General features: G+C 68.4%; 14 protein-coding genes. 2 read left to right on the top strand and 12 right to left on the bottom strand.

Features of this window, described 5'->3' with window-relative positions:
- Positions 1-1,597 (top strand): TonB-dependent receptor (locus AC1DGW_RS03895; protein ID WP_478019647.1); only part of this gene is annotated, 1,597 nt, incomplete at its 5' end.
- 11 nt (positions 1,598-1,608) lie between these two features.
- Here AC1DGW_RS03895 and AC1DGW_RS03900 read toward each other — a convergent pair.
- Entirely contained in the window at positions 1,609-2,922 is a 1,314-nt protein-coding gene (locus tag AC1DGW_RS03900) for a polyhydroxyalkanoate depolymerase (protein ID WP_478019649.1), read from the bottom strand.
- Positions 2,923-3,094: 172 nt separating this feature from the next.
- A complete protein-coding gene (locus tag AC1DGW_RS03905; RefSeq protein WP_478019651.1) occupies positions 3,095-3,691 on the bottom strand; it encodes a class I SAM-dependent DNA methyltransferase in 597 nt (198 codons plus the stop codon).
- A 62-nt stretch (positions 3,692-3,753) separates the two neighbouring features.
- Here AC1DGW_RS03905 and AC1DGW_RS03910 point away from each other — a divergent pair, with 62 nt between their 5' ends.
- On the top strand, positions 3,754-4,212 hold the full coding sequence (locus tag AC1DGW_RS03910; protein ID WP_478019653.1) for a CopD family protein: 459 nt from the start codon (positions 3,754-3,756) through the stop codon (positions 4,210-4,212).
- 62 nt (positions 4,213-4,274) lie between these two features.
- Here AC1DGW_RS03910 and AC1DGW_RS03915 read toward each other — a convergent pair whose 3' ends face one another.
- The 10 genes from AC1DGW_RS03915 to AC1DGW_RS03960 all read right to left on the bottom strand — a co-directional run bounded on the left by AC1DGW_RS03915 (position 4,275) and on the right by AC1DGW_RS03960 (position 18,653).
- Positions 4,275-5,279 carry an acetyl-CoA carboxylase carboxyltransferase subunit alpha gene (locus AC1DGW_RS03915; RefSeq protein ID WP_478019655.1) on the bottom strand — a complete coding sequence of 335 codons (1,005 nt, stop codon included), beginning with the start codon at positions 5,277-5,279 and terminating at the stop codon, positions 4,275-4,277.
- Between the two features lie 76 nt (positions 5,280-5,355).
- The gene (gene dnaE / locus AC1DGW_RS03920; RefSeq protein WP_478019657.1) at positions 5,356-8,943 is read right to left on the bottom strand and encodes a DNA polymerase III subunit alpha; all 3,588 of its coding nucleotides are present in this window, start codon (positions 8,941-8,943) and stop codon (positions 5,356-5,358) included.
- 163 nt (positions 8,944-9,106) lie between these two features.
- Positions 9,107-9,754 (bottom strand): ribonuclease HII, encoded by a 648-nt coding sequence (locus tag AC1DGW_RS03925; protein ID WP_478019659.1) that lies wholly within the window; start codon positions 9,752-9,754, stop codon positions 9,107-9,109.
- Positions 9,751-11,013 (bottom strand): lipid-A-disaccharide synthase, encoded by a 1,263-nt coding sequence (gene lpxB, locus AC1DGW_RS03930; RefSeq protein WP_478019661.1) that lies wholly within the window; start codon positions 11,011-11,013, stop codon positions 9,751-9,753. Before lpxB ends, AC1DGW_RS03925 begins: the two co-directional genes overlap by 4 nt.
- On the bottom strand, positions 11,010-11,801 hold the full coding sequence (gene lpxA, locus AC1DGW_RS03935) for an acyl-ACP--UDP-N-acetylglucosamine O-acyltransferase (protein WP_478019664.1): 792 nt from the start codon (positions 11,799-11,801) through the stop codon (positions 11,010-11,012). The genes lpxB and lpxA overlap by 4 nt, the downstream gene beginning before the upstream one ends.
- Positions 11,802-11,820: 19 nt before the next feature.
- Entirely contained in the window at positions 11,821-12,279 is a 459-nt protein-coding gene (gene fabZ, locus AC1DGW_RS03940) for a 3-hydroxyacyl-ACP dehydratase FabZ (RefSeq protein WP_054666837.1), read from the bottom strand.
- On the bottom strand, positions 12,276-13,289 hold the full coding sequence (lpxD, locus tag AC1DGW_RS03945) for a UDP-3-O-(3-hydroxymyristoyl)glucosamine N-acyltransferase (protein WP_478020656.1): 1,014 nt from the start codon (positions 13,287-13,289) through the stop codon (positions 12,276-12,278). Before lpxD ends, fabZ begins: the two co-directional genes overlap by 4 nt.
- A 227-nt stretch (positions 13,290-13,516) precedes the next feature.
- Entirely contained in the window at positions 13,517-15,982 is a 2,466-nt protein-coding gene (bamA, locus tag AC1DGW_RS03950; RefSeq protein ID WP_478019666.1) for an outer membrane protein assembly factor BamA, read from the bottom strand.
- Between the two features lie 71 nt (positions 15,983-16,053).
- On the bottom strand, positions 16,054-17,412 hold the full coding sequence (rseP, locus tag AC1DGW_RS03955; RefSeq protein WP_478019668.1) for an RIP metalloprotease RseP: 1,359 nt from the start codon (positions 17,410-17,412) through the stop codon (positions 16,054-16,056).
- Positions 17,413-17,438: 26 nt separating this feature from the next.
- Positions 17,439-18,653, bottom strand: coding sequence for a 1-deoxy-D-xylulose-5-phosphate reductoisomerase (locus AC1DGW_RS03960; RefSeq protein WP_478019670.1), 1,215 nt, complete (start codon positions 18,651-18,653; stop codon positions 17,439-17,441).
- Position 18,654: the final 1 nt, after the last annotated feature.

Raw genomic sequence — 18,654 nt, forward strand, 5'->3', positions numbered from 1 at the left:
CGAAGGCTCCATGGGCGGCACCGTCCGCACCCTGACCCGCAAGCCCGACCTGGATGCCTTCGGCGCCGCCTTCGAGGCCTCGGCCTCCACCACCCGCGACGGCGGCAACGGCTGGGGCGGCAAGGCCATGCTCAACGTCCCGCTGCTCAGGGACAAACTCGCCGCGCGCGTCGCCGTCACCGACGAATCGCTCTCCGGCTGGATCGACGATGCCCGCAGCGACCGCAAGGACATCAACGAGCAACGGGTCAGGACCGGGCGCATCAAGCTGCGCTTCACCCCCACCGAGCACTGGGACATGGATCTGGCCTGCTGGAAGTACGACTCCGATGCGCCCGGCGGCGGCAACAGCGCGCTCGACAACCGCAGCACCAACTCCCACTACAGCAACACCGATGCCTGGAGCGTGGCCAGCTTCGCCACCAGCTACGCCTTCGATGGCTCACGGCTGTTCTATTCCTACGCCGACGCGGACCTGGCCTATGCCAACGACGGCATGCTGAATCCGACGACGACCTATGTGACCAACATCCAGATCGGCGTGCGCACCCACGAGCTGCGCTGGTCCTCGACCGGCGAGCGCACGTTGGACTGGACCGTGGGCTACTACCTGCGCAAGGCCGACCGCCATGAGCGTTCCAGCGTCGGCGGCGTGCCGCCCAGCCGGCTGGTGCAGTTCAACGACGCCTACGCGCTGTTCGGCGAGACCACGCTGAAGCTGCCCGCCCCGGCCTGGTCGCTGACCGCGGGACTGCGTTATTTCAAGGACCATGTGGATGCCAGGTCGGTCTCCACCGACCGTGCTTCGACCCTGGATGCGAAGTTCGACAGCTGGAACCCGCGCCTGGCGCTGTCGTTCAAGCCCGGCGAAGACACCACCCTCTATGCCAGCGTCGCCCGCGGCTTCCGCTCCGGGCAGTTGCAGCCGATAGCCACGCTGCTGGTGGCCGAGGCCAATGGCATCGAATTGCCGGCGGCCGTCGCCCCGGACAGCATCCTGACCTACGAGCTGGGTGCCAAGTCGCTGCTGGCCGGTGGCAGGCTGATGCTGGAAGGCGCGCTGTTCTACAGCGACTGGAAGAACGTGGCGGTGCGGGTGCCGATCACGACCAGCATCAACGGCCTGGTCAACTCCAAGGGTACCGAGAACAAGGGCGTGGAGGTGAACCTGATCTACTCGCCCAACGCCTCGTGGATGCTGCAGGTAGGCGGCAACTGGGTCGATGCGGCCTATGCCGAAGACGTGCCGGGCACGCCGCTGCGCAGGGGTACGCCGGTGTACAACGTGCCCAGGACGAGTTTCAGCGCGTCGGCGGCCCACAACTGGCCGGTGGGCGAGACACTCAAGGGCATCGCCCGGGCAGGCGTGGTGCACGACGCCCGGCGCGCGACGGCATTGACCTCAGGTACGCCGGGCGACGCGGTCACCTCGGTCGATGCGCGCGTCGGCCTGGAGTCGCCCAGCGGCTGGTCCGGCTACCTGTACGGCGAGAACCTGACCGACGACAACGGCGCGCTCAACGCACGCACCGTGGCCGGCATCGGCAACCGGCTGCGTCCGCGGACCCTGGGCGTCATGTTCCGCTACGACTACTGACCGCGGTCCGGTCAACGCTGCGCGCGGCGGCGCAGCGGGGTGACGTTGCTTGCGGACTTCTTCGCCTTCCTGGCGGCTGGCTGTGCGGACTGCGCGGCGAAGAAGTCGCGCACCTCCGGGTAGACCACTTCGCGCCAGCGGCGGCCGCTGAAGATGCCGTAGTGGCCGGCGCCTTCGACGGTGAGGTGGCGCCGGCGCGCTGCCGGAATGCCGGTGCACAGCGCCTGCGCGGCTTCGGTCTGGCCGAGGCCGGCGATGTCGTCCAGCTCGCCCTCGATGCTCAACAGCGCGGTGTCGCGGATCGCCGACGGGTCCACGCGCTCGCCGCGCACATGCCACTGCCCGCGCGGCAGCAGGAATTCCTGGAACACCACGCGGATGGTGTCCAGGTAGAAGCGCGCGGGCATGTCCAGCACCGCGTTGTATTCGTCGTAGAAGCGGCGGTGGGCGTTGGCGTCGTCCAGGTCGCCCTTGACCAGGTCGGTGTAGAAATCCCAGTGCGACATCAGGTGGCGGCTGGGGTTCATCGCCACGAAGCCGGCATGCTGCAGGAAGCCGGGGTACACGCGGCGGCCCTGGCCGGGGTAGGGCGCGGGGACGGTGTGGACGACGTTGTTCTCGAACCACGACAGCGGGTTGCGCGTGGCGAGATTGTTGACCGCGGTGGGGCTGCGGCGTGCGTCGATGGGGCCGCCCATCATCACCAGCGAGCGTGGCGTGGCTTCGCCACGGCTGGCCATCAGCGATACCGCGCCCAGCACCGGCACGGTCGGCTGGCAGACGCTGACCACATGCAGGTTCGCCGCGCCAAGGTGGCGGATGAATTCCTGCACGTACTCGACATAGTCGTCCAGGCCGAACTCGCCTTCTTCCACCGGCACCATGCGCGCATCGACCCAGTCGGTGACGTATACGCGGTGGTCGCGCAGCAGGGTGCGCACGGTGTCGCGCAGCAGGGTGGCGTGGTGGCCGGACAGCGGCGCCACCACCAGCACGGCGGGCTGGGCGAGCAGGGCTTCGACCTTGGCGCCGTCGTTGCTGTGGCGCTTGAAACGCAGCAGCCGGCAGAACGGTTTTTCCAGCTCGGTGAGCTGGGCGACGGGAACGACTTCGCCGTCGAGCTCCAGCTCGTGGATGTCCCACTCGGGCTTTTCGTAGTCCTTGCCGAGGCGATGGAACAGCTCGTTCATCGCCGCCAGCCGGTCGGCGCCGGGCATGGACGACCACCAGTGCCCCGGGTTGTTGAAGAACGCCGCATTGGCCTGCGCCTGGTGGACCCAGGGCGCGAGCAGATTGCGGGTCATCTCATGCAGTTGATAGAGCATGCCGGGCAATATGTATGGTCATATGGTGCCGTGCAGCATAACGCAAACAGGCAGGGGGCGAGTTAAGGCCGAGGGGCGTGGCCCCGAGCTGCGGCCGGTCCGTAGCTGCCGGGCTTGCCCGGCAGGGGCTTTCCCGGCAAGTCTGTGTGGGGTAAACCCACCGCTGCGGATTTCAATTGCCGCTTTCCAGCGCGGCCACCTCGTCGGCGCAGGCCGGCCCCAGCCAGCAGTGCGAGCCGGCGGCGCGGAAGCCGGCGGCCGCCAGCTGGCGGCGATACCAGCGCGCCGGGCGCGACTGGAAGCCGTCGTGGTCGCCGTGGAACTCGTCCTCGGCGGCGAAGGTTTCCAGGAAGGCCACGCCGCCGCACAGTTCGGCCAGCCCGGCCAGGCCCTGGCGCAGTTCGCGGCTGGACACGTAGTGCATGACGTCCGAGCAGACCAGCAGGTCCACCGGCGCGCAGGGGCGCAGCCACTGGAAATCGCCGAAGCGTGCCAGGTGCAGGTTGCGGGTGCGGCCATAGCGCCGCACGGCGTATTCGCTGCCGTCGAAGCCCATGTACTGCAGCTTCGGCCGCAGTTTCAGCAGCGGCGCGCGCCATGCGCCTTCGCCGCAGCCGATATCGAGCACGCTGCGGACCGGGCGTTCCAGGTAGTACTCGGCGGTGGCCACGGCCAATTGCACCTTGCGCGCCAGCCGCGCGGCGCCGCCGATATCGCCGCGGCGGTACCAGCGCTGGAAATAGGCGGCGTCGTATTGCTTTTCCTGCATGTGCGTGTCGGGGACGGATGGGCGAAAATGCGGCCATCCTACGCCGCCGATGGAGCCAGCGCATGCAATCGTATTTCTGGGTGAAGACCTTCCACATCGTGTTCGTGGTGGCGTGGATGGCCGCGGTGTTCTACCTGCCGCGCATCCTGGTCAACATCGTCGAGGCCGCCGGGCAGGCGGCCCAGGTTGGCGAACGCCTGCAACTGATGGGGCGGCGCCTGTACCGCTTCGGCCACGTCATGTTCGGTCTCGCCTTCGTGCTGGGGCTGGTGCTGTGGCTGGGCTACCGGGTATTGCCGGACTTCCCGACCATGGTCGCCCCCGGCGCCGCCGGCTGGCTGCATGCCAAGCTGGGCCTGGTGGTGCTGCTGCTGGCGTATTTCATCTTCACCGGGCGCTGGCTCAAGGGCGTGGCCAAGGGCAGGGCGCTGCCGTCATCGCGCACGCTGCGCTGGTTCAACGAACTGCCGTTGCTGCTGTTCGTCGCCATCGTCTATCTGGTGCTGGCCAAGCCGTTCTGAGGGTTTGAAACAAACGAAAGGCCGGCATTGCCGGCCTCGCGTTCTGATACGTTGAAAGCGGCTTACTTCTTCGCCACTTTGCCCTTCTTCTCGGTGGACTCGGCAGACGGGACGGCCTCGTAGGCGCCGTAGCCGCGCAGGCGTGCATAGCGCTTGGCCAGCAGTTCGTCGACCGGCAGCTTTTCCAGCGCGTCCAGTTCATTGAGCAGCACCGCTTTCAGGCGCTTGCCCATCTGCTTCGGGTTGCGGTGGGCGCCGCCGATCGGTTCGCGCACGACCTTGTCGATCAGGCCCAGGCCCTTCAGGCGCGGGGCGGTCATGCCGAGCTGTTCGGCAGCGTCCTTGGCCTTGCCGGCGTCCTTCCACAGGATCGAGGCGCAGCCTTCCGGGGTGATGGTCGAATAGACGCTGTACTCCAGCATCACGGTGCGGTCGCCCACGCCCAGCGCCAGCGCGCCGCCGGAACCGCCTTCGCCGATCACGGTGCAGATCACCGGCACCTTCAGCTCGGCCATTTCCAGCAGGTTGCGGGCGATGGCCTCGGACTGGCCGCGCTCCTCGGCGTCGATGCCCGGCCAGGCGCCGGCGGTGTCGATCAGGGTCAGCACCGGCAGGCCGAAGCGCTCGGCCATCTTCATCAGGCGCAGGGCCTTGCGGTAGCCCTCGGGCTTGGGCATGCCGAAGTTGCGCTTGATCTTTTCCTTGGTGTCGCGGCCCTTCTGGTGGCCGATCAGCATCACCGGGCGGCCGCCGATGCGGGCCAGGCCGCCGACGATCGCCTTGTCGTCGGCGAAGGCGCGGTCGCCGGCCAGTTCCTGGAACTCGTCGCAGAAGGTCCCGATGTAATCCATGGTGTAGGGGCGCGACGGGTGGCGCGCCACCTGCAGCACCTGCCAGGACGACAGGTTGCGGAAGATCTGCGCGGTACGCAGGCGCAGCTTGTCTTCCAGTGCCCGGACCTCGGCCTCGACATTGACCGCCGGGCCCGCGCTGGCGCTGCGCAGGTCCTGGATCTTGGTTTCCAGATCGGCGATGGGCTGCTCGAAATCGAGGTAGTTCGGATTCATCGGAAACCGTCTTGAATGAAAGTGGGGAAGTGTAGCCGAACGTGTTGGCCGGACCCGTACGCGGCCGTCCGGACCTTCAGCTGGCCCAGGGCGGGCTGTAGGCCAGCTTGACGCGGCGCACCGCCGGGTCTTCGCGCAGGGCGTCGAGCAGCTGCGTGCTGACCCGTACCGCGCCGCTGCCGCCGAGGTCGAGCATGCCGGCGACGCCGCCCTCCCTGCATCTCAGCAGCAGGTCCAGGCGGATCGGCGTGCGGCCGGGACGGTGCGTGGCCAGCAGTGGTTCGATGCGCTGCCAGATCGGGCCGCCGCGGCCGTCCACGCGCAGCGACAGCCGCACCGCATGGTCGGCGCACAGCTGCTCGAAGTCCCAGCACTGGCGGATGCGCAGTGCGTAGCCGCCGTTGAATTCGTCCTCGCGCAGGCCGCCCTTGACCACCAGGATGCGGTCCTTGGTCATCAGGTGGCCGAATTCGGCCAGGCCATCGGAGAAGGCGCTGCATTCCACGCGGCCCTTGCCGTCCTCCAGTTGCACGAACACCTGGCTGTCGCCCTTGCGGCGCACGCCGATGACCATGCCGGCCAGGATCACCTGCGCTTCCTGGCGCCAGCCGCGCTTCTCGCCGTCACGCGGTGGCGGTGCCGGTGCGACCAGCTTGTCCAGTGCGCCCAGGTCGGTGCCGACCAGTTCCTTGACGTCGTCGGCATACGGGTCGAACGGGTGACCGCTGAGATAGAAGCCCAGCGTCTCGCGCTCGCCGTTGAGCAGTTGCGCCACCGGCCATTCGCGGCTTTCCGGCAGGTCCAGCTGCGCGGCGGCGTTGACCGGATCGGGCGCGCCGAACAGCGAGTTCTGGCCCGAGGCCTTCTCGCGCGCCATCTGGTCGGTGGCTTTGAGCACCTCGGGCAGCTGCAGCATCAGCGAGGCGCGGTTGCGGCCCAGGCCGTCGAGCGCGCCGCACTGGATCATGGCCTCCAGGGTGCGGCGGTTGAGCTTGGCCGTTTCCACGCGCGCGCAGAAATCCAGCAGCGTGGTGTATTCGCCGCCGCGCAGGCGCTCGGCCACCACCGCCTCGCAGGCGCCCTGGCCAACACCCTTGATCGCGCCCAGCCCGTAGCGGATGGTGTCGGCGCTGGAGGCCTCAAACATGTAGGCCGAAGCGTTGACCCGCGGAGGTTCCACGTTCAGTCCGAGGTTGCGCACTTCGGCGAGGAAGCCGACCACCTTGTCAGTGTTGTCCATGTCCGAGGACAGCGTTGCGGCCATGAACTCGGCCGGGTAATGACGCTTGAGCCATGCGGTCTGGTAGCTGACCAGCGCGTAAGCGGCGGCGTGCGACTTGTTGAAGCCGTAGCCGGCGAACTTCTCCATCAGGTCGAAGATCTCGTCGGCCTTGGGGCCGTCGACGCCACCCTTGGCCGCGCCCTCGCGGAAGATCTCGCGGTGCTTGGCCATCTCGGCCGGTACCTTCTTGCCCATCGCGCGGCGCAGCAGGTCGGCGCCGCCCAGCGAGTAGCCGCCGACGATCTGCGCCATCTGCATGACCTGCTCCTGGTACACCATGATGCCGTAGGTGTCGCTCAGGATGGCCTCGGTGCGCGGGTCGGGATAGATGATCTCCTCCTGCCCGTGCTTGCGCGCGTTGAACGAGGGAATCAGGTCCATCGGGCCCGGGCGGTACAGCGACACCAGCGCGATCAGGTCCTCGAAGCGGTCGGGGCGCGCGTCCTTCAGCAGGCGGCGCATGCCCGAGGATTCGAACTGGAACACCGCGCCGGTGTTGCCGTTGGCGAAGATGTCCTTGTAGGTCGGGGCGTCGTCGAGCGGGATCTGGGTGATGTCCACCGGCGGGATGCCGGCGCGCGCGTGGCGGGCGTTGATCGCCTTCACCGCCCAGTCAATGATGGTGAGCGTGCGCAGGCCGAGGAAGTCGAACTTCACCAGGCCCACTTCTTCCACGTCGTTCTTGTCGAACTGGGTGACCGGGTTCCTGCCCAGGCTGCCTTCGTCGTGTTCGGCGTACAGCGGGCAGAACTCGCTCAGCGGCTCGGGCCCGATCACCACGCCGCCTGCGTGCTTGCCGGCGTTGCGGGTCAGGTCTTCCAGCTGCAGCGCCAGGTCGATCAGGTCGCGGACGTCGTCCTCGGTCCCGTAGCGCTGGATCAGCTCGGCCGAGGCCATTTCCGAATCCGGGCCTTCCTTGCCCTTGCCCAGCGCATCCTTCAGGCCGATGCCGAGGATGTTGGGGATCAGCTTGGAAACGCCGTCGACCAGGCCGTACGGGAAGCCGAGCACGCGCCCGGTATCGCGCACCACCGCCTTGGCCGCCATGGTGCCGTAGGTGATGATCTGGCTGACGCGCTCGCGGCCGTACTTGCGCGCGACGTAGTCGATCACTTCGTCGCGGCGGTCCATGCAGAAGTCGATGTCGAAGTCGGGCATCGACACGCGTTCCGGGTTGAGGAAGCGCTCGAACAGCAGGTTGTACGGCAGCGGGTCGAGATCGGTGATCTTCAGCGCCCACGCCACCAGCGAGCCGGCGCCCGAACCGCGGCCCGGGCCGATCGGGATGCCCTGGTTCTTTCCCCACTGGATGAAGTCGGCCACGATCAGGAAGTAGCCCGGAAAGCCCATCTTGATGATGGTGTCCAGCTCGAACTCGAGCCGCTCGAAGTAATCCTCGCGGCTCATGCCCGGCGCCAGCGGATTTTTCTCCAGGCGCTCGGTCAGGCCGTCGCGCGACATCTTCTGGATCCAGGTGTCCAGGGTCTCGTCGTCCGGCACCGGGTAGTCGGGCAGGAAGTAGGTGCCCAGCCGCATCTCGACGTTGCAGCGCTGCGCCAGCGCCAGCGTGTTGTCGATCGCGTCGGGGATGTCGGCGAACAGCTCGCACATCTGCTCGGGCGACTTCAGGTACTGCTCGCGGCTGTATTCGCGCGGGCGCTTGGGGTCGTCGAGCACGCGACCGGTGGAGATGCACACGCGCGCCTCGTGCGCGTCGAAATCCTGCGGCGACAGGAAACGCACGTCGTTGCTGGCGATCACCGGCAGGCCGCGCTGGCCGGCGGCCATCAGCGCGAACTGGTTGAAGGGCTCCTCGCCGTCGCGGCCGGTGCGGGTCAGTTCCAGGTGCAGGCCATCGCCGAACACGCGCTGCCAGTCGGCCAGCTGCTGCTCGGCCAGGTCATGGCGGCCTTCGCCGGCCAGTCGCCCGGCCAGGCTCTGGCGCCCGGCCAGCGCGAACAGGTTGTGGCAGCCGTCCTTCAGCCATTGCGGGTGGATGGCGACGCCGCCCTCGGGGCGGTGGCCTTCCAGCCAGGCGCGGCTGAGCAGGCGCGACAGGCTCAGGTAGCCTTCGCGGTCGCGGCACAGCAGGGTCATGCGCCACGGGTCGTGGCCTTCCTCGGCGATCAGCACGTCGGCGCCGGCGATGGGCTTGATGCCCACGCCCTCGGCGGCCTTGTAGAACTTCACCAGCGCGAACATGTTGTTCAGGTCGGTGACCGCCAGCGCCGGTGCGCGCATCTCCACCGAGCGGCTGAGGAGATTGGCCTGCTTGGCCTTCTTCGGGTCGGCCTGGTCCGGCTTGGCCGGAACGCGGATGGTGGAGTCCACCATCGAGAATTCGGTGTGGACGTGGAGATGGACGAAGCGGGGAGTGCTCATGCCGGATCACTGCGATGACACGGCAGGGTAGCCGCGGGGGGCGTGGGGAACAAGCTTGACAGGCACCGAATGCCCGCCCCGTGTAGGAGCGCACATCTGTGCGCGAAGGGCTTTCCCGGTAGAGCACCTTCGCGCACAGATGTGCGCTCCTACAAGTGCGCTCCTACGGGATGCGTGGCAGGCAGTCACGGACCGGCGCGAAGCTGCGCCGGTGCTCGGGGCAGGGGCCGTGCGTGCGCAGGGCGGCCAGGTGGGCCGGGGTGCCGTAGCCCTTGTGCTGGTCGAAGCCGTATTCGGGATGGCGCTGGTGCAGCGCCTGCATGTAGCGGTCGCGGCTGACCTTGGCCAGGATCGAGGCCGCCATGATGGCGCGGTCGATGGCGTCGCCGCCGACCAGGGCCTCGGCCGGACAGGGCAGGCCCTTGGGGATCTTGTTGCCGTCGATGCGCGCGAACTGCGCCACATGCGCCACGCCTTCCACCGCGCGGCGCATGCCCTGCATGGTCGCCTGGAAGATGTTGATGCCGTCGATCTCGGCCACGTCCACCAGCACGATGCTGTGGGCCAGGGCACGCTCGACGATGCGGTCAAAGAGTTGTTCGCGGCGCGCGGCGGTGAGCGCCTTGGAGTCGTCCAGACCATTGATGCGCGGCCGCTGCGGGTCGAACACCACCGCGGCCACGGCCACCGGTCCGGCCAGCGGCCCGCGCCCGGCCTCGTCCACGCCGGCGATCAGGCGTGGTCCCTGACGGGCGGCCAGCAGGCCGTCGTCGAACAGGGCAAGCGACGCGGCAGCGGCGCGCGCGTTCACGCAGGCTCGGCCAGCAGCGAGGCCACCGCGTCGGCGGCGCGGGCGGAGGCGTCCTGGCGCAGCTGCAGGTGCAGGCGCCGGTAGTCGTCCTGCAGTCCGGCCACGTACCCGGGCTGCTCGAACCATTGCAGCACCGCCGCGGCCAGGCGGTCGGGCGTGCAGTCGTGCTGGATCAGCTCCGGGGCGAGGTCGCGGCCGGCCAGCACGTTGGGCAGGGCGTAGCGGTCGACCTTGACCAGCTTCAAGGCCCTGGCGATGCGGTAGGTCAGTTCGGATACCCGGTAACCAACCACCATCGGCCGCTTGACCAGCATGGTCTCCAACGTGGCGGTGCCGGAAGCCAGCAGCACCACGTCGGCGGCGGTCACCGCATCGCGGGCCTGGCCGTCGAGCACGTGCAGGCGCGTGGCGGGCAGGGCCGAGGCGGCGATCTGCTGGTCGATCAGTTGCCGGCAGCCGGCGTTGGCGGCCGGCACCACGATGTGCAGGTCGGGCATGCGCTCGGCCACCTGCCAGGCGGCCTCGAAGAAGGCCGGGCCGAGCCGGCCGATCTCGCCCAGGCGGCTGCCAGGCAGCACGGCCAGCACCGGTGCGGTGGCCGGCAGCGCCAGTCGGGTGCGGGCGTCGGCGCGGTCGCTGTCCAGCGGGATCGCATCGGCCATGGGATGGCCGACGAAGCGCGCATCGACACCATGGCGGGCGTAGATCGGCGGCTCCATCGGGAACAGGCACAGCACCATGTCGGCGCTGGCGCCGATCTTCTCGGCGCGCTTCTCGCGCCAGGCCCAGACCGAGGGGCTGACGTAGTGCACGGTGCGGATGCCGCGCTGCTTGAGCCAGCGTTCCACGCCGAGGTTGAAGTCGGGCGCGTCGATGCCGATGAACACGTCCGGGCGCCAGTCGAGCACGCGCTCGCGGAACGCGCGGCGCAGCTTCAGCAGGCGCGGCAGGTGGCGCAGGATCTCGGCCAGGCCCATCAGCGCCAGTTCGCTGGCATCGAACCAGGTCTGGCAGCCGGCGTCGCGCATGGCGTCACCGCCGATCCCGGCGAACTCGGCGTCGGGGAAGCGCTGGCGCAGTTCGGCGATCAGGCCTGCGCCGAGTAGATCGCCGGAGGTTTCCCCGGCCACCAGCGCGATGCGCGGGGAACGGGGAAGCGGGAAGCGGGAAGCGGGAAGGGAAGCGGCGGGGACGGTTGTCTGGCCGCCGTCATTCCCCGTTCCCGATTCCCCGTTCCCGTTGTTGCTGCTGGCACTCATCGCTGCAGCGGACGGTCCGCGTGCTCGATGAAGTCCAGCATCTGCCGTACGTCATCGCTTTCCCTGGCCTGCTCGGCCAGTTGCAGCTTGGCCTCGGCCAGCGGCACGCCGGCTACATACAGGGTGCGGTAGGCGCGCTTGATGGCGCCGATGCGCCCGGCGTCGAAGCCGCGGCGCTTGAGGCCTTCACTGTTGATGCCGCGCGGGCGGCCGTGGCCGTCGATGCCGACCATGGTGAACGGCGGGATGTCGCCGGTGACCAGCGCCCCCATGCCAAGGAAGGCGTGGTCGCCGATGCGGCAGAACTGATGCGCGCCGGCGAAGCCGCTGATGATCACCCAGTTGCCGACGCTGACGTGGCCGGCCAGGGTGGTGTTGTTGGAGAACACGCAGTGGTCGGCCACGTGGCAGTCGTGGGCGACATGGGTATAGGCCAGCAGCCAGTTGTCGTTGCCGAGGGTGGTGACGCCGCCGCCGCCGCCGGTGCCGCGGTTGACGGTGACGAACTCGCGGAACACGTTGCGGTCGCCGATCACCAGTTCGGTGCGTTCGCCGGCGTACTTCTTGTCCTGCGGTTCGCCGCCGATGGCGGCGTGGCCGATGAAGCGGTTGTCGCGGCCGATGCGGGTCGGGCCATGGATGCTGCAATGGGGCCCGACCACGGTGCCGGCGCCGATCTCGACGTCGGCGCCGATCAGGCTGAACGCACCGACGCGCACGTCGTCGGCGAGTTTCGCCGACGGATCGACGACCGCCGTGGGATGGATCAGGGGGGCGCTGTCGCTCATGCGCGGGCTCCGGTCGGGGTCATTCGCGGGTGCCGGCGCACAGCACCTCGGCATGCGCCACGACTTCACCGTCCACCTTGGCTTCGCCGTAGTAGACGGCCATGTTGCGGATCACGCGCTTGACCTGCACGTGCAGTTCCAGCACGTCGCCCGGCACCACCTGCTTCATGAAGCGCACGTTGTCCACCTTGACCAGGTAGAACAGCTTGGACTGCGCGTCGCGGCCGAGGCTGAGCTGGGTCAGCACGCCGCCGGCCTGCGCCAGCGCCTCGATGATAAGCACGCCCGGCATGATCGGCTGGCTGGGGAAATGCCCCTGGAAGAACGGCTCGTTGATGGTGACGTTCTTGTGCGCGACGATCGTCCTGGCCTCCGTGTCCAGCGCGACCACCTTGTCCACCAGCAGGAACGGGTAGCGGTGCGGGATCAGCGTGCGGATGGTGTTGACGTCGATGGGCAACGGCAGCGGTGAGTTCATTCCTTCTCCTTGCTCACAGCCAGGACCCGGCGTGCCAGGCTGTCCAGCTGCTTGAAGCGCGCGGCGTTCTTGCGCCACGTGCGGTTGTCGGTCAATGGGGTGCCGGACGAATACTCGCCCGGTTCGGTGATGGAGTTGCGCACGACCGACTTGCCGGTGACGACGACGTGGTCGCAGATCTCGAGGTGTCCGACCACGCCGACCGCGCCGCCGAGCAGGCAGTAGCGGCCTATCCTGGCGCTGCCGGCGATGCCGGTGCAGCCGGCAATCGCGCTGTGCGCGCCGATGTGGCAGTTGTGGGCGATCTGCACCAGGTTGTCCAGGCGCACGTCTTCTTCCAGCACGGTGTCTTCCAGCGCGCCGCGGTCCACGCAGGTATTGGCGCCGATCTCGCAGTCGTCGCCGATGCGCACGCCGCCCAGCTGTGGCACCTTGATCCAGCGGCCGGCGTCCATCGCCAGGCCGAAGCCGTCGGCGCCCAGCACGGCGCCGGGATGGACGCGCACGCGCTTGCCGAGCCGGACCCGGGTGACCAGGGTGACGCGGGCGATCAGTTCGCAGCCGGCATCCAGCGCGCAGTCTTCGCCTATGATGCTGCCGGTGCCGACGATGCAGTTCTCACCGACCACGCTGCGCGCGCCGATGCTGACGAACGGGCCGATGTGGGCGCTGGCGGCCACCTGCGCGGACGGGTCGATCACCGCGCTGGGGTGGATGCCGGCCTCGCGCAGCGGCACCGTCTCGAACAGCGCGCCGATCTTGGCGAAGGTGGTGTAGGGATCCTTGGCGACCAGGGCGGTGCCGGGCGCGACCTCGGCGTCGTCGGCGCGCAGCACAACGATGGCCGCCCTGCTGTCGGCCAGCTGGGCGCGGTAGCGCGGATTGGCCAGGAAGGTCAGCTGGCCGGGGCCGGCATGGGCCAGCGTGGCCACGCCATGGATGGCCGTGGACGGATCGCCGTGCACCTGCAGCCCGAAGCGCTCGGCCAGTTCCTGTGCGGTATGGGTCAGAGTATTCACGCCGGGAGTTTAGCGTCTGGAAGTGGCGCGGTCATGCGGCGGCAGCCAAGAGCCCGCGTGGTTGCGGGGAGCGGCCGGACCGTTCTGGAGGAAAGCCCCCTTTGGTAAAGGGGCGCGCCGAAGGCGGGGGGAATCGGAAGGCAGGGGCGCGACCCATCGTTCCGCCATGGCGGAACGATGGGTACCCGGGGCAATGCCCCGGGTGCGCGGGCAGTTCGTCAGAACTGACCGCCGAAGGTGAACTGCAGGCGTTCGATCTCGTCGCCTTCCTTCTTCTTGAGCGGGAAGGCATAGCTGATCGAGATCGGGCCGACCGGCGCGCGCCACAGCAGGGCGATACCAGCAGAAGCGCGCAGCTCGCCCGCATCGAAGTTGTCGGTGCCGCTGTAGACGTTGCCGAAATCGAGGAAGGCCGACACGCGCGCCGACGGACTGTCGAACAGCTTCGGGAAGTAGGCTTCGACCGCACCGACCGTCTTCAGCGAGCCACCCAGCGGCTGGCCGCGATAGTAGCCGCCGATGACCTCCGAGCGCGGACCCAGGGTGTTGTCGCGGAAACCGCGTACCGAGTTGGTGCCGCCAGCGTAGAAGTTCTCGAAGAACGGCAGCCCGGACGCCTTCACCTGGCGGTGGTTGGCAGTGGGGTTGGTGGCGCAGTCCACCACTTCGGTGGTGCCCGGCTTGCCCGGGACGGCCGGCGTATCACCATCGGCCGGGATGCCTGGAACGGCGGGAATGTCGTTCCAGCAGATGTCGCGCACCTTGTCCTTGCCGTACGAATCGCCGTAACCGAACTCGACGCGGGTGTTGATCACCAGCGACGGCATGACCGGCCAGTACTTGGAGATCTGGTAGCTGAGCTTGTAGTACTCGGCGGTGGAGCCGGGCAGCGTGGCTTCCAGGCCCAGGCGCTGGTAGGTGCCGGCAGTAGGCATGAGGTACTGGTTGCGGGTATCGCGCGCCCAGCCCAGCTCGGTGCGCCAGGAATGGAAGGTACGCGTGCCCATCGCATCGATGTAGTCGATGATCGATTGCGGGGTATAGCCGCCATAGGTGGTGATCTGGTTGCTGTCGATGCCGAACATCAGCGAGAAGCTGTCGTTCTCGGTGATCGGCACGCCGAACACCATCTGCGCGGCGCCGTTGGTGCTGTTGTACTGGGCGGTGTTGAAGTCCGAGTAGTCCAGCTCGCGCCAGGACAGGTTGTAGCCCAGCGACACGCCGTCGTCGGTGAAATACGGGTTCGTATACGAGAAGCCGTAGCGCTGCAGATAGCTGCTGCGCGAGGCCTCGACCGAAACGCGGTTGCCGCCGCCCAGGAAGTTGTTCTGCGACAGCTGCACCGAGGTGGTCATGCCGTAGGACTGCGAATAGCCCAGGCCGAACACGAAGCTGCCCGAGGTGGTTTCCTTGACGTTGTAGACCACATCGACCTGGTCGTTGCTGCCGGTGACCGGAGTGGTCTCGACGTCGACCGATTCGAAATAGCCCAGGCGCTGCAGGCGGATCTTGGAGCGGTCGATGGCCGCCTGAGAGTACCAGGCGTTCTCGAACTGGCGCATTTCGCGGCGCAGCACCTCGTCGGCGGTACGGGTATTGCCCTTGAACACGATGCGGCGTACAGACACGCGCGGGCCGGGCACCACCTGCATGTTGACCGCCACCGTGCGTTCGGCGCGGTTGCTGGTCGGGATCGGATTTACCTTGGCGAAGGCGTAGCCGACGTTGGACAGCGTGTTGGTGATCGCATCGGCGCTGAACTCCAGCAGGCCGCGCGAGAACGTGTCGCCGGCCTTCTGGAACACCATGCGCTCGACGTCCTCCTGCGGCAGGACGGTGTCGCCGGTGACCTTGATCTCGGAGATCTTGTACTGCTCACCCTCGGTCACGCCGGCGGTGATGAACATGTCGCGCTTGTCGGGGCTGATCGAGACCTGGGTGGAATCGACGCTGAAATCGACATAGCCGCGGTCCAGGTACCAGGAGTTGAGCTTCTCCAGGTCGCCGGACAGTTTTTCCTTGGAGTACTGGTCGTCGCGGCGGTACCACGAGGCCCAGTTGTGTTCCTTGGACTCCCAGGTATCGAGGATGTCCCCGGCCTCGAACTTCTCGGTGCCGATCAGGTTGACGTGGCGGATCTTGGCCGCCTTGCCTTCCTTGACGGCGATGGCGACGTCGACGCGGTTGCGGTCCAGCGGGCTCACCGTCGGGGTGATCTCGACGTTGTACTTGCCGCGGTCGTTGTACTGGCGGCGCAGTTCCTGGGTCACGCGGTCCAGGCTCAGGCGGTCGAAGGTGCCGCCCTCGTTCAGGCCGATGTCGGCCAGGCCCTTGAGCAGCTGCTCGCTCTTGATGTCCTTGTTGCCGGTGACGGTCAGCTTGTTGATCGCCGGGCGCTCCTTGACCGTGACCACCAGGATGTCGCCCTGGCGGTCCAGCTGCACGTCCTCGAAGAAGCCGGTCTTGTACAGGGCGCGGATGGTATCGCCGACCTTGGCGTCGTCGACGCGGTCGCCGCGTTCCACCGGCAGGTAGGTGAAGACGGTGCCGGAAGAGATGCGCTGCAGGCCGTCCACGCGGATGTCGCTGGCGGTGAAGGGCTCGGCTGCCTGCGCGAGCGCGGGCGCGGCCAGACCGGCGGCGAGGGCGAGGGCAAGCAGGCGGCGATTGGGAAGTCGCGTCATGTCACGTCCGGTTGGAGTCGATTTCATTGTTGCGTGGGTGCCGGCGTATGACGACGTCAGCGGGAAAAAGTTCATCGCGGGACCAGCCCGAGGATGTCGTTGTAGAACGCCAGCCCCATCAGCCCGGCCAGCAGCGCCAGGCCGACGTACTGTCCGGCGGCCATGGCGCGCTCGCTCAACGGGCTGCCCTTGACCAACTCGATAAGGTAATACAGCAGGTGACCGCCGTCCAAGATCGGGATCGGCAGCAGGTTGATGATGCACAGGCTCAGCGACAGCAGGGCCAGGAAGTACAGGAACCAGTCCACCCCGCGTTCGGCCGAGGCATTGGCGACGCGGGCGATGGTGATCGGGCCGGAAATGTTCTTGACCGAGGCATGGCCGGTGAGCATGCGCCGCATCATGCCGAGGGAGTCGCTGGCCAGCCGGCCGGCCTCGCGCACGGCGGCCGGCAGCGCCGCCAGCGGCCCGTACTGCTGGCGGGCGTCATAGGCCGGGGCCTGGCCGGTGACGAAGCCCACGCCGAGCAGCCAGCGGCCCTTGCCCGCCTCGTCCGCCGCCTTCTGCGGCTGTAATTCCAGGGCCAGGCGCTGGCCGGTGCGTTCGACCTCGATCATGCCCGGGCCGCCGCGCTCGCCCAACTGCTGCACCAGCGGCGCGACCTGGTCGGCGCTTTCCACGCGCTGCCCGTCGATGGCCAGGATCAGGTCGCCGCGCTGCAGCTGGCCGCTGGCGGCCGAACCTTCGGCCACCGAATCGACCTGCGCCGGCTGCAACCAGAACTGCCAGGCCAGGCCGGCCTGCACCGGCACCGTGCGTTCGTCGAAACCAGCCGGCAGTGTGGACAGCGGCAGTACCCGGGTGTGGGTGTTGTCCAGCGTGTCGAGCACCCGCACGCGTGCGTCCTGGCGGTCCATCGCAGCGGTGGTGAGGGCCATGCTGGCCTCGGCCCAGGTCGCGACGGTGCGGCCGTCCACGTCGAGGATGCGGTCGCCGGGGGCGAGGCCGGCGGCGGCGGCCATGCCGCTGCTGCGGCCGATGGTGGCCGAGTAGTCCTGGCGGCCGATCACGAACATCGCCCACAGCAGGGCGATGCACAGCAGCAGGTTGGCGGCCGGGCCGGCGGCCACGATCGCGATGCGCTGCCAGACGCTCTTGTTGTTGAAGGCCACGGCGCGTTCGCCGGCGGGTACCTCGACTTCGCGCTCGTCCAGCATCTTCACGTAGCCGCCGAGCGGGATGGCGGCGATGGCGAACTCGGTGCCGTTGCGGTTGCGGCGGCTCCACAGCGGCCGGCCGAAGCCGACCGAGAAGCGCAGCACCTTCACGCCGCAGCGCCGGGCCACCCAGTAGTGGCCGAATTCATGGAACGTCACCAGCACGCCGAGGCTGACGATCATCCACCACACGGAACCGAGGAAGTCAGCCATGGACGCGGCTCGGTTGGAAGACGGGGTCAGGCATGGGGCAGGCGGGCGATGGCGGAGGAGGTGACCTGGCGGGACTGCGCGTCGGCCGCCAGCAGGGCGTCCAGTGTATCGGCAGCCATGTGAGGCAGGGTGGACAACGCATGTTCCACCAGCGCAGGGATCGACAGGAAGCCTATGCGGCCCTGAAGAAAGGCTGAAACGGCGACTTCGTTGGCGGCGTTCAGGATTGCCGGGGCGCTGCCGCCGGCCTCCATCGCCTGCCAGGCCAGGCGCAGGCAGGGAAAGGCCTCCAGGTCCGGGGCTTCGAAGTCGAGGCGACCCTGGGCCAGCAGGTCGAGCCCGGCCACGCCCGACTCGATGCGCCGCGGCCAGCCCAGTCCCACCGCGAGGGTAGTGCGCATGTCCGGCAGGCCAAGCTGGGCCAGGGTGGAGCCGTCGATGAACTCGACCAGCGAATGCACCAGACTCTGCGGGTGCACCAGTACGTCGATGCGCGCGCCGGGCACGCCGAACAGGTGGTGGGCTTCGATGACCTCCAGGCCCTTGTTCATCAGCGTGGCCGAATCGACCGAGATCTTCGGGCCCATCGACCATTTGGGATGCGCCACCGCCTGGGCCGGGGTCACCGCTTCCAGCTCGGCGCGGCTGCGGCCGCGGAACGGGCCGCCGGAGGCGGTGAGCAGGATGCGGCGCACGCCGGCGCCTTCGACGCTGGCGTCGCGCGAGCGCAGGCACTGGAAGATGGCGTTGTGTTCGCTGTCGATCGGGATGATTTCGGCCCCGGCTGCCGCCGCTTCGCGTGTCAGCAGTTCGCCGGCCAGCACCAGCGATTCCTTGTTGGCCAGCAGCAGTCGCTTGCCGGCACGGGCCGCGGCCAGGGTCGAGGACAGCCCGGCCGCGCCGACGATGGCCGCGACCACGGTGTCGCAGGCGTCGCCGGCGGCAAGTGCGTCGATCGCGGCGGCGCCGGCGTGGGCCTCGGTTGCCAGGCCGGCGTCGCGCAGCCCGTCGCGCAGGCGCTCGAACAGCGCCGGCTCGGCGATGACCGCGTGCCCGGGCCGGTGGCTCCGGCACAGCGCGATCAGCGCATCGACGTTGTTGCCGGCGGCCAGCACGCTGGCGCGCATCTGCTCCGGATGGCGGGCGATGACGTCCAGCGCCGAGGTGCCGATCGAACCGGTGGCACCAAGGATGGCGACCCGGCGCGGGGCGTCCCTGTGGAGAGGCGAGGAAGCGGACATG

The sequence above is a fragment of the Stenotrophomonas sp. 05N423 genome (assembly GCF_056397145.1).